This window comes from Lishizhenia sp. (assembly GCF_033720595.1).
In the GTDB taxonomy this organism is placed as follows: Bacteria; Bacteroidota; Bacteroidia; order Flavobacteriales_D; family Crocinitomicaceae; genus Lishizhenia.
Map to the genome: position 1 here is coordinate 1 of NZ_JAWWCF010000076.1, position 12,567 is coordinate 12,567.

The 12,567-nt window shown below is 37.5% G+C and carries 10 protein-coding genes; all 10 read left to right on the top strand.

Features of this window, described 5'->3' with window-relative positions; genetic code table 11:
* The coding region (locus R3333_RS07110) for a T9SS type A sorting domain-containing protein (RefSeq protein ID WP_318958096.1) at positions 1–903 on the top strand (903 nt) is incomplete at its 5' end.
* The gene (locus R3333_RS07115; protein ID WP_318958097.1) at positions 900–1,937 is read left to right on the top strand and encodes an RluA family pseudouridine synthase; all 1,038 of its coding nucleotides are present in this window, start codon (positions 900–902) and stop codon (positions 1,935–1,937) included. The genes R3333_RS07110 and R3333_RS07115, both read left to right, overlap by 4 nt.
* Positions 1,938–2,074: 137 nt before the next feature.
* A complete protein-coding gene (locus R3333_RS07120; RefSeq protein ID WP_318958098.1) occupies positions 2,075–4,171 on the top strand; it encodes an OmpA family protein in 2,097 nt (698 codons plus the stop codon).
* 115 nt (positions 4,172–4,286) lie between these two features.
* On the top strand, positions 4,287–5,459 hold the full coding sequence (locus tag R3333_RS07125) for an AIR synthase related protein (protein ID WP_318958099.1): 1,173 nt from the start codon (positions 4,287–4,289) through the stop codon (positions 5,457–5,459).
* Positions 5,456–6,538 carry a peptide chain release factor 1 gene (prfA, locus tag R3333_RS07130; RefSeq protein ID WP_318958105.1) on the top strand — a complete coding sequence of 361 codons (1,083 nt, stop codon included), beginning with the start codon at positions 5,456–5,458 and terminating at the stop codon, positions 6,536–6,538. Before R3333_RS07125 ends, prfA begins: the two co-directional genes overlap by 4 nt.
* Positions 6,539–6,540: 2 nt before the next feature.
* The gene (gene pyrF / locus R3333_RS07135; protein WP_318958100.1) at positions 6,541–7,359 is read left to right on the top strand and encodes an orotidine-5'-phosphate decarboxylase; all 819 of its coding nucleotides are present in this window, start codon (positions 6,541–6,543) and stop codon (positions 7,357–7,359) included.
* Between the two features lie 107 nt (positions 7,360–7,466).
* A complete protein-coding gene (locus tag R3333_RS07140) occupies positions 7,467–8,738 on the top strand; it encodes a DUF2851 family protein (protein WP_318958101.1) in 1,272 nt (423 codons plus the stop codon).
* Positions 8,739–8,968: 230 nt separating this feature from the next.
* A complete protein-coding gene (locus R3333_RS07145; protein WP_318958102.1) occupies positions 8,969–9,994 on the top strand; it encodes a potassium channel family protein in 1,026 nt (341 codons plus the stop codon).
* Complete coding sequence (locus R3333_RS07150) at positions 9,987–10,871, top strand: SDR family oxidoreductase (protein ID WP_318958103.1); 885 nt, start codon at positions 9,987–9,989, stop codon at positions 10,869–10,871. The genes R3333_RS07145 and R3333_RS07150 overlap by 8 nt, the downstream gene beginning before the upstream one ends.
* A gap of 54 nt (positions 10,872–10,925) precedes the next feature.
* The coding region (locus R3333_RS07155; RefSeq protein WP_318958104.1) for an amino acid carrier protein at positions 10,926–12,567 on the top strand (1,642 nt) is incomplete at its 3' end.

Sequence of the window (12,567 nt, forward strand, 5' to 3'; positions counted from 1 at the left end):
TCAGAAGTAGATTTAAGCGGAGGGTATAGCTTTGATGCCAACTTGGCCAATGATACCATGGCGGAGTTTGACTGGATTGCTGAGGCTAGTGTGCCTTTTAACGACTTTAGTTACAACGATTCTACTTTCGGTACACAAACCTTCAAAGCAGTGTATGCTTACGATGATGGAACAGCAGAATTAGCTTATGGACCTAACGGAACCCAAGCGAGGTTAGCTTATAAGTTTGAGGCCTATGAAGCCGACTCGATTGTTGCGATACAAATACATTTTGTTCCAGCGGCTATAGATGTTTCCAACAAGTTGTTTTTGCTTACAATTTGGGGCGATGAGAACGGAGAACCCGGAGATGTACTTTATCAAGATGATTTCTTTAATCCGCGTCAGCCACAATACCAAATGTCGAATAATGGTTTTTACACGTATTACCTAGCCGATACGCAAAAAGTAGCTGTTGGAGAGGTTTTTTATGTAGGTTGGAGACAAATTGATAGTGACCGATTAAATGTTGGTTTAGATATGAATATTGCAAACAGTGATAAGATTTTCTATAGTTTGGATGGGGAGAATACCTGGGAAAACACAGGTTTCCAAGGGTCTGTAATGATGCGACCTATGTTTTCTACGAAATTAGATTATCAATTGTCTACCGATGAGGTAATGGCAGCTGAATCATTTGAATTTACACTCTATCCGAACCCTTCAAATGGTTGGGTGAATCTTAAAACGGACTATAGAAATGACTTCACGATAAGTGTATATGATTTAGGAGGAAGAGAACTTTTAACAAAATCAAATGCGCTATCCTTAGATTTAGCTAACTTTGAAGCCGGAATTTATTTGGTGAATATCTATGATGAAAATCACCAAGTATTGAAAACGGCAAAAATAGTTAAGAGGTGAGCGAAGAGATAGAAGACTTTAATTCTGAATCAGAAGAGTTATTTGAACATCATAAAGTAGTTGCAGATAAAGGGCAAGAGGTATTAAGAGTGGATAAATTCTTATTAGACCGTTTGCCAAATACTACGCGAAATAAAATTCAAACAGCTGCAAAGAATGGTAATATTCATGCCAATGGTAAAGCAGTGAAACAGAATTATAAGGTAAAGCCTGATGATGTAATCACGGTTGAATTTCCTTATCCTGTTCGAGAAATTGAATTGATTCCGGAAGATATTCCCCTAGATATTCATTACGAAGACGACACTTTATTGGTGGTTAATAAGCCCTCAGAAATGGTGGTGCACCCAGGATATGGAAATTATTCAGGAACCTTAGTGAATGCTTTGGTATATCACATCGATAATTTACCTGAGAAAACAGAGAATTATTACGGTAGACCAGGATTGGTTCACCGACTAGATAAGAACACAACGGGGTTAATGGTTATTGCTAAAACAGAGCAAGCCTTAACGCATCTTTCTAAGCAGTTTTTTGATAGAACCACAGAGCGTCGTTATCATGCTTTGGTTTGGGGAGATATCGAAGAAGATGGAACCATTACGGGGCACATCGGTCGTTCTTTAAAGAATAGAAAAGTGATGGATGTTTTTCCTGAGGGAGAACACGGTAAACATGCCGTTACACATTACAAGGTGATTAAGCGCTATGGTTATGTTACATTGGTAGAATGTAAATTAGAGACGGGGAGAACGCACCAAATTAGAGCGCACTTTAAATCTATCGGACATCCTTTGTTTAATGATAACGAATATGGAGGCGATAGAATTTTAAAGGGGACCACCTTTTCTAAATACAGACAGTTTGTAGAGAACTGTTTTGCTTTGTTGCCCGGACAAGCATTGCATGCAAAAACTTTAGGGTTTCAGCATCCCGTAAAAGATGAGTATAAACGTTTTGATTCCGATTTGCCAGCCAATTTTCAGGCGGTTTTGGATAAGTGGGAAGTGTATATGTCATCAAGGGAAGTGTAACCCTTTCAATCTAATACGTTAAATATCTAAATTAATTAAAGGAAGACTTTAGGGATCGGAAACTTTGTATTATTTTGTTTGCTTAAACCGATTAAAATTATTTTCTTTCGTAAAATTTTATAAAACCAATGTCGTACATGAGCTATAAATCACTACTTGTCGTTACGTTAACATTCTGTAGTCTCTCGCTTTTCGCGCAAAAAGGACCTATCAAGGATGCTAGAAAAGCATTCTCGGGAAGGAACTATGCAGTTGCTGCTTCAGAATGTGAGAAAGCATATGAAAAAATTCCTTACAAAGCTGGAAAGTCCAAGGAATACAAAGCAGAAATGGCATATTGCGTTGCAGAATCTTACCGCCTAACAGAGCAACATGAAGAAGCAAAAGAATGGTATGAGAGAGCAATAGATTTAGGATTTGCTAAAACAGAACCTAAAGTTCACTTTAACTATGGAGAGGCACACCGTTTTACGGGAGATTACGACAAGGCGAAGGAACAATACGAAGAGTATTTAGAATTAGTTCCTGGAGATAAGGCTGCTGAAGATGCTATTAAATCTTGTGAACAAGCTCCTATTACTGTAGCATTAGCCAAAAAGGTTACGATTAAAGCTGAAGATAAAATTAATGACAAAGCATCAGACATGTGTTTGGTGATTGCTGATAGAAGAGGTGATAAAATCATGTTTGCTTCAGCAAGAGCAGAGGCATTAGGAAAAGATGTTGATCCACGTTCTGGTGAGAAATACTTCGATGTATTTTACGCTGAATTAGATAGAAATGGAAACTACAGAGAGGTAACTCCAGTAGAAGATGATAGCATCAATACAGAGCACCACGAAGGACCTGTTGCTTTTGATGGTCGTTACAAACAAATGTTCTTAACAAGATGTTACAACCCAGATGATAACTTCTTTGGTTGTGATATTTACGTATCTCAATTGAAAGGTAGATCTTGGGATATTCCAGAAAAAATTAACTTAAAACCAAACGATACAGTATCTGTAGGTCACCCATGTCCTTCAGAAGATGGAAGATTCTTAATCTTTGCTTCTGATATGCCAGGTGGTTTTGGAGGAAAAGATTTATGGTACACAGAGTACGATAGAAGATCTGATTCTTGGTCTGATCCTAAAAACATGGGACCAGAAATTAATACAGCGCAAGACGAGTTATTCCCAACTTTCGGACTAAACGGTGAGTTGTACTTCGCTTCATCAGGACACGTTGGATTAGGTGGATTAGATATTTTTGTTGCCAAAAGAATTGGAACAGAATACAAATGGGCAGCTCCAGAAAACATGGGATACCCATTCAACTCTAAAGACAATGATTTCCACTTAACACAGGTGGATGAGAAAACAGGTTACTTTACTTCGGATAGAAAGAAAGGTTCATACGCTACAAATATTTACTCTTACGAAATTCCACCGAACTTATTTACATTGAAAGTTGTAGTAAGTAAATTAGGTTCTTCTGAAAAAGTAAATGGTGCTTCTGTTGAAGTAACAACTGCTGAAGGAACCTTTACAGGAGTTACCAATGAAAGTGGTATGGTTTACTGGGAGAAGAAACCAAATGGAGATCGTTACATTGGAGAAGAAGGTGAGTTTAAAGTGAAATTGTTGCCTTTGGAAGGATACCACGATAACAGACAGATGGTAGAGTTCACAACAAAAGGATTGGCGGATAACCAAGATTTCTACTTTGCAATGAACATGGTGCCTAAAACACCAATTCGTTTACCAGAGGTACGATACAGATTGGGTAGTGCTGAATTGATGGTAATTGAAGATTCGATCAACTCTAAGGATTCATTGAACTTTGTTTACGATATGTTAGAGGAATACCCAGGAATGGTTATCCGATTAGTATCACACACCGATTCACGTGGTAGTGCTTCTGCCAATGAGAAGTTAGCACAACGAAGAGCACAATCTTGTGTGGATTACTTAGTAAATGAAAAAGGTGTTCCAAGAGAAAGATTAGTTCCAGAGGGTCGTGGAGAAAACGAACCGAGAACAGTTTACTTGGTAGACGGAAAATATGTGGTAGATAAACCAGATATGGGAACAGTTTACGAAGAAATTCTTTTGACTGAATCTTACATCAATAAGTTTAAAAAGTCAGACCCAGAGTTGTTTGAGAAATTACACCAATTTAACCGTAGAACGGAAGGAGAGGTTGTAAGTATGGACTTTGTTGCATCAGGTTCAACGCAAGGACAACAATAAGGTTTTAAAAATATGTTTAATCCCGATGGTGAAAGCCGTCGGGATTTTTTGATTTATAAAAGTCGGACTCGCTCAGATAAATTATAATAGTTATCTTTGCCGTCCAAGAATTATTATGGCAGATACTAGATATAACTTAAGAGGCGTTTCCGCTGGAAAAGAGGATGTTCACAACGCAATCAAGAATGTTGATAAAGGATTGTTTCCGAAAGCATTTTGTAAAATAGTTCCAGATCACTTAACAGGTGATGAAGACTACTGTGTAGTTATGCACGCTGATGGTGCAGGTACAAAATCTTCTTTGGCCTACATGTACTGGAAAGAAACGGGTGATTTATCCGTATGGAAAGGTATTGCTCAAGATGCATTGATCATGAATATTGATGATTTATTGTGTGTGGGAGCTACAGATAATATCCTTTTATCAAGTACAATTGGTAGAAACAAAAATCTAGTTAACGGTGATGTTATTGCCGAAATAATTAATGGTACTGAAGAGTTGTTGTCTGATTTAAGAGAGCAAGGAATTGGTATCTTCTCTACAGGTGGTGAAACTGCCGATGTGGGAGATTTAGTGAGAACGATTATTGTTGACTCAACGGTTGTAGCTAGAATGAAACGTGAAGATGTTGTTTCTAACCACAACATTAAAGGAGGAAATGTAATTGTTGGACTTTCTTCATTTGGTCAGGCTTCTTACGAAAAAGAGTACAATGGTGGTATGGGAAGTAACGGATTAACTTCTGCCCGTCACGATGTATTTAAGCACGACTTAGCAACGAAATTCCCAGAGAGTTTTGACCCAGCTGTACAAGATGATTTAGTGTATTCTGGATCTTACGGATTAACAGATAAGATTGATGGTGTTCCTGTAGATGCAGGTAAAATGGTATTATCTCCAACACGTACTTATGCACCTATCATCAAGAAAATATTAGACAAACACAGAGCAGATATCGCAGGTATGGTTCACTGTAGTGGTGGTGCACAAACAAAAGTGCTTCACTTTGTGGATAACGTTCACGTGATTAAAGATAACATGTTCCCTATTCCTCCATTATTTGATGTGATTCAAAAAGAATCAGGTACAGAATGGAAGGAAATGTACAAAGTATTTAATATGGGACACAGAATGGAAATTTACGTTCCAGAAGAAATCGCTGCTTCAATTATAGAAATTTCTAAATCTTTCAATGTAGATGCTCAGATTGTAGGTAGAGTAGAAGAACATGAAGGAAAGAAATTAACGATTCAGTCTCCATACGGAGAGTTTATTTACGACAAATAATGGAAGATTTACTAGGTAAATTAGAAGATATAAATTACCGCTTTGAAGAGGTTGGACGTTTGATCGTCGATCCAGACATCATTGCGGATATGAAACGCTACGTTAAATTGAACAAGGAGTATAAAGACCTTGAAGAGATTGTTGTAGCGTATAAAAAATACAAGAACATTTTAGATAACATTGCTTCTTCTAAAGAGCTTCTAGAAATGGAAGATGATGAAGAGATGAAGGAAATGGCTAAAATGGAATTGCACGAATTGGAATCGCAAAAACCAGAACTTGAGGAAGAGTTGAAGGTGTTGTTAATTCCAAAAGACCCTGAAGACGATAAAAACGTTATTGTTGAATTACGTGCCGGTACCGGAGGTGATGAAGCGTGTATCTTCGTGGAAGACGTGTTTAGAATGTATAGCATGTACTTCAAAAATAGAGGATGGAAGGTAGAGGTATTGAACTCGAATGAGGGAGGTACTAAAGGATACAAAGAAATCTCTATGAATGTTGAAGGTGAAGGTGTATACGGAACTATGAAATTCGAATCAGGAGTTCACCGTGTACAACGTGTGCCAGAAACAGAATCACAAGGTCGTGTGCATACTTCTGCAATTACTGTTGCTGTGTTACCAGAAGCAGAAGAAGTGGATGTTGAATTGAACATGTCTGATGTGAAAAGAGATACCTTTAGAGCATCAGGTGCGGGTGGACAGCACGTTAACAAGACGGAGTCTGCCATTCGTTTAACACACATTCCAACAGGTATTGTAGTGGAGTGTCAAGACGGACGTTCACAGCACAAAAACTTGGAGAAAGCAATCTCTGTTTTGCGTTCAAGAATGTACACACAGGAATTAGAGAAGAAAAATGCTGAGCGTGCTGAGCAAAGAAAATCTTTGGTTTCTACGGGAGATAGATCTGCAAAAATCAGAACTTACAACTACCCGCAAGGTCGTGTTACAGATCACCGTATCAATAAAACAATGTATAACCTTTCTAACTTCATTAACGGAGATATTCAAGAAATGATTGATGCCTTGAAAGTAGCCGAGAATGCGGAGAAGATGAAAGGAGAAACTGCATAAGCATGAAGAAGGAAGAGTTAGTTGCTGAAATCAAAAGAAAACAGTCCTTCTTATGTGTAGGGTTGGATACGGATTTAAATAAAATTCCAAAGCATTTGTTAGACACAGAAGATCCAATCTTTGAGTTCAACAAGCAAATCATAGATGCTACCAAAGATTATTGTGTAGCTTATAAACCCAACATCGCGTTTTACGAATGTTTGGGTAAAAAAGGATGGGAAGCTTTAGAGAAGACCATGGATTATATTCCTGATAATATCTTTACAATTGCAGATGCAAAAAGAGGAGATATAGGAAATACTTCTAGCTATTATGCCAAAACTTTCTTTGAATATTTGAATTTTGATTCAGTTACAGTAGCACCTTACATGGGAGAAGATTCTGTAACGCCATTCTTGCAATTTGAAGACAAGTGGGTAATCGTGTTAGCCTTAACGTCTAATGCTGGAGCGCTGGACTTCCAATTTGTGAAAGATGCGCAAGGTGAGGAGTTGTATAAAAAGGTGTTGCGTAAAACTTCAGAATGGGGAACGCCAGAAAACCTAATGTATGTAGTTGGAGCAACGCGAGCTGAGGGTATTGGTGAAGTTAGAAAAACTGTTCCCAATAACTTCTTTTTAGTTCCAGGTGTTGGAGCGCAAGGAGGAAGCTTAGAAGATGTTGCGCAGTATGGATTCAATGATGATTGTGGTTTGTTGGTAAACTCATCTAGAGGCATTATTTATGCCGGACAAGGTGAAGACTTTGCTCAAAAATCTGCTGAAGCAGCTCATGCGATTCAACAGGATATGCACAAGATTTTAAAGGCCAAAGGCTGGTAAGAAAAAGATAATTACGAAAAAGGCGAGTAAGTACACTCGCCTTTTTTTTGTGTCCAATTTTTTTAGCTATTTGCTTTTTCGTATCTTCTACCTTCAACCTAATCATTATGAAAGAACAGTACCTACACTACCTGTGGGAGTCTAAACGACTTCCGCTACAAAAGCTGACCCTTGTTGATGGTGGACCCCTGATAATATTAGATTTCGGAAAATTAAATCACGATACAGGTCCCGATATTTTCAATGCAAAATTGTATTTGGAAGAATTGACGTGGTCTGGCAATGTTGAAATGCATGTGAATTCCTCAGATTGGTATAAGCACGGACATCAAAATGACCCTAGTTACGATAATGTAGTCCTCCATGTCGTTTACAATTACGACGAAGCGGTATTTGTAAAAGGTAGAGAACTTCCAACACTAGAATTGAAAGATGTTTTAGATCTAGAGCATTACAAAAATTACCAGCACGTATTTAAAAAGGATGAAAATTTGCCCTGCCAAAAAGAATTAGAGAATAACAAGCTCTTGGTGTTTCAACAAGTAAGTGTAGCTTTTGCACATCGGTTTAATCGAAAAATAGAGGAGTTAAAAAGTGTGTTTAAGCTCGCTAAGAACGATTATAAACAAGTTTTGCATTATTTGTTATTTCAAAGTTTTGGAGGAAGGGTAAATAAATTACCTTTTCAACAGTTGGCACAGTTGCTACCCTATCAACTTCTTTTAAGAGAAGCATGGGATATACAAAGGCTGGAAGCAGTAATGCTCGGAGCAGCTGGGTTACTTCAAGAAGCGAATAATCATCCATACACAGATGAGTTGAAAAAGCATTGGCATTTTTTACAAAAGAAGTACGGGATTGCTATGATGGATGCTAGTGCTTGGCGTTTTAGTGGGGTTAGGCCAAGTAGTTTTCCTAATTTAAAAATTATTCAACTCGCGCATTTTATTGTGCAATGGAAGTATGAAGTAGTCCCTTTTCAAGCCAATAATTTAGAGGTGTTACGTCGAAAGTTTAACGATAACATTTCTGCTTTTTGGGAATATCACTATTCCTTTAAATCTACCACCCTTAAAAAACACGAAACTCAACTTAGTGAAAAAGCTCAGAATATAATTTTTATCAATGCTTTTGCCTTGTTCTTTTGGTTTCGGGGTAAACAAAAAGGCAATGATGGTGACCTGCAGCTTGCTATGGATATCCTTTTAAGTTTGCCCCCTGAAGAAAATACTATCCTCGATAAATGGCAGAAAAGAGGGGTAGACATGGAGAATGCCTTTGATACACAAGCGCTTTTAGAACAAAATCAGTTTTTTTGTTCGGATAGGAAGTGTCTTCACTGTAAAATTGGTAATTTTATCCTATCAAATAAAGCATGAGAACAATACAGAAAATAGTTTTGTTTTTTGAAATACGCTCTTTCGGCGTATGTGCCTGGTGGGCCAAAAAACTTAGGTTAAGAACCGAACACGTTAGAAGATTTTTTATCTATATTTCTTTTATTGGTTTGGGCTCTCCATTATTGTTGTATCTTGTTATGGGTTGGCTCTTAGAACACAAGCATACCTTGCGACTAAGCTCTAAACCGAGATCAATTTGGGAACTGTAAATGTTTAAAGCGTACCGTAAGTTATATTATCGACTATTCTATAGTATTACACTTATAATAGGGTGTATACTCATTGGTATTTTGGGTTTTGTGGGCTTAGAAGGGTATGATACCCTTGATGCCTTTTACATGACGATGATTACCATTTCAACCGTAGGTTTTGGAGAAGTTCAATCCTTATCTCCTAACGGTAAAATATTTACATCTTTTCTAATTGTTATGAGCTTGGGTACTTTCGCCTATGCAATAACCTCCTTATCTTCTTACTTATTTGGGGGAGAATTTAGAAAATTAAGAAAAACCATCATGGAAAAACGTAAAATTGATGCCCTGAAAAATCACGTGGTTATATGTGGTTTTGGTCGTGTAGGTAGACAAGTAGCAGAAGATTTTGCACGAACAAAGCAAAGTTTCGTGGTTGTAGAATTAGACCCTGCTCGCGTTGAGAAATATGAGAGTGATGAAAATTATAATTTCGTCGTAGGTGATGCCACTGTAGATGAAAATTTGGTGAATGCGAATTTAGAGAATGCAAAAGCCATCATTACTTGTATGCCCTCTGATGCCAACAACGTATATGTGGTGTTGGCGGCCCGTGAAATGAGTAAGAAAGTTCAGATTATTGCGCGTGCATCAAAAAATGAAACCTATAACAAATTAAAAATCGCTGGTGCCAATTCTGTGATCATGCCCGATTCAGTGGGAGGATCACATATGGCTTCTTTGGTGGTGAGGCCTGATGTCATGGAGTTCATCGATGAAATAATAATTTCTTCTGATTACACACCTAATATCGTGGCCTTGAACTATGATAGCTTACCCTTGAAATTTAAAGATCAAAAATTAGAGGTATTTATAAACGCTCAAATTTCTGGTTGTTCTGTAGTTGGGATAAAAGAAGACGATGGAGATTATCAAATTAATCCTTCTGGAGATACATTGATAACAAAAGGGAGCAAGATTTTGTTGTTAGGAGATAAGCAGCAAATAGATAATTTGAGGAAATACTTTGAAGTAGATGCGTAAAATATTAGTTACAGGAGCCAATGGTTTATTAGGCCAGAAAATCATCAACCAATTAGAAAAAAACGGACAAGAATATATTGCAACAGGAAGGGGAGAGAATAGAAACCCTAACTGTCCGGCTGACAAATACGTCAGTTTAGATATTACTATTCCTTCAGAAGTTGAAGCTTGTTTTCAAAAATTAAAACCTACACATATTATAAATACTGCGGCCATGACCAATGTGGATGCATGTGAAGATGATGTTGAGGGTTGTGAATTGTTGAATGTGAAAGCAGTTGAGATTCTATGGAAAGAAGCGAAGCGAATCAATGCCCATCTTCAGTTGCTCTCAACTGATTTTGTTTTTGATGGAAAACAAGGAGATTACAAAGAAACCGATGAACCGAATCCTTTAAGTGTTTATGGAAAATCTAAATTAGATGCTGAGCATATACTAACCAATGACGAAAATACCAATTGGTCCATCGTGAGAACGATAATTATTTTAGGTAAAACTCCTGGTATGAGTAGGTCTAATATCCTATTATGGGCAAAAGGTGCATTGGAAAAAGGAGATGCTCTTACTATTGTAGACGACCAATTTAGAGCCCCAACATGGGCCGATGATTTAGCTTGGGCCTGTATTCGTATTGTGGAATTGGGTAAAAGAGGAATTTATCATATTTGTGGACCAGAAACGCTGAGTATTCTGGAAATTGTAAATAGAGTAGGAAAGTATTATGGATTGAATACAGATTTAATTCAACCTATAAAATCGGAGAGTTTGAATCAAAAAGCGAAGCGTCCACCTAAAACGGGATTTGATTTATCCAAGGCGAAAAATGATCTCGGTTATGCTCCTAAAACCTTGGAGGAGATACTCGAACGTTTATAATTCTTTCGAAAGCAATAAATATTTCTATTTTTGAAGAAATCAAGCAAAAACTTTATGAAAAAAATACTTACGTTTTTATTTATTACGACGGCATTTCTAACATTTTCACAAGAGACATTACAAGTAGATTTAAAAGTTCAAGATTTTGAGGATAAGATAGACGATGTTACCGCGGAGGTAATCGTGAAAGGTGGGGTGAAACCTTACCGTTATATCTGGTCTGAAGAAGGAGTTAACATTTACACCAGGGTGGCAACAGGTTTGTCAGAAGGTGATACTATAAAGGTTACCGTTGTAGATGCAGCCAATAATTCAGTTACAAGGAAAGGTATAGTAGACGCGGAAAGTATTCCAGAGCATTTTAATAATGCCATGAAGCCTGCGGTAGCTTTTATGCAAAGCATACTGTTTCACGAAATTTTTGCGGATACTGTTAAGGTGCCAAATAATGTACTGAAAGCACCCTTCGCCCTTGATGAATCAAAGAAAGATTACTTTGTAAAAGAGTGGTTAGTAGAGGATGGAGCGAAAGTAAAACATCAACAAGCTATTGCCATCTTACAGGATGGAGAAAATGAATTTCCTTTTTTCGCAGTTGGATCTGGAGTTTTAGAAATAAAAGCAAAGGCAGGTGAGCAAGTTCACTTCATCAATAAAAGAGGGAATAGATCAGATAAAGTTATTGGGGTAATAGACTATCCTGAAAGACAACCCTTCTACAGTAAAAACTTAAGCACTAAGACACAAGGATTCCCATTAATTGTATTGTGGTTAGTACTCGGAGCTTTGTTCTTTACAATTAGAATGAAGTTTATCAACTTTAGAGGTCCGAAACACGCCATTGAATTAGTACAGGGTAAATATGATGATCCAAATGGTCATCACGGTGAGGTGTCTCACTTCCAAGCATTGGTTACTGCTTTATCTGCAACTGTAGGTTTAGGAAATATTGCAGGGGTTGCTATCGCTATCTCTATGGGTGGACCAGGTGCAACTTTCTGGATGATCTTAGCTGGTTTATTAGGTATGGCCTCTAAGTTTGTAGAATGTACTTTAGGTGTGAAATACAGACACCAAAAAGAAGACGGTGAAGTATTTGGTGGACCAATGTACTACTTGTCAAAAGGTTTGGCTAAAAAAGGACCATTCTTTGCTCAGTTAGGTAAAGTGTTGGCATTGATTTTTGCTATCTTATGTGTAGGTGGTTCTTTAGGTGGAGGAAATATGTTCCAAGCCAATCAAGCCTTTAACCAATTATCTCAGCTTCCAGGTTTGGAAGGATTCTCATCTTATGGTTTCTACTTCGGTATAGTAATGGCTATTTTGGTTGGAGTTGTAATCGTAGGTGGTATTAAGAGTATTGCCAAGGTTACAGATAAAATTGTACCTACTATGGTAGGGATATATGTTGTTAGTGCTTTGGTGATTATTGGATTTAACTACGATAATTTAGGATTTGGTTTTAAAACTATTTTCAATGGAGCATTTAGTCCAGACGCCATATATGGTGGATTTATTGGAGTATTGATTTTAGGTTTCCAAAGAGCAGCATTCTCGAATGAAGCAGGTGTTGGATCTTCTGCAATTGCTCACTCTGCGGCCATTACAGATGAACCTATCTCAGAAGGTATTGTTGCCTTGTTAGAGCCGTTTATTGATACCGTGGTTGTTTGTACCATGACTGCTTTGGTAATCA

Excerpts from the sequence above, each read along its gene's own strand:
- R3333_RS07120 (WP_318958098.1), top strand. The coding sequence starts at position 2,075 with ATGAGCTATAAATCACTACTTGTCGTTACGTTAACATTCTGTAGTCTC.
- R3333_RS07125 (WP_318958099.1), top strand. The coding sequence starts at position 4,287 with ATGGCAGATACTAGATATAACTTAAGAGGCGTTTCCGCTGGAAAAGAG.
- pyrF (WP_318958100.1), top strand. The coding sequence starts at position 6,541 with ATGAAGAAGGAAGAGTTAGTTGCTGAAATCAAAAGAAAACAGTCCTTC.
- R3333_RS07140 (WP_318958101.1), top strand. The coding sequence starts at position 7,467 with ATGAAAGAACAGTACCTACACTACCTGTGGGAGTCTAAACGACTTCCG.
- R3333_RS07145 (WP_318958102.1), top strand. The coding sequence starts at position 8,969 with ATGTTTAAAGCGTACCGTAAGTTATATTATCGACTATTCTATAGTATT.
- R3333_RS07150 (WP_318958103.1), top strand. The coding sequence starts at position 9,987 with ATGCGTAAAATATTAGTTACAGGAGCCAATGGTTTATTAGGCCAGAAA.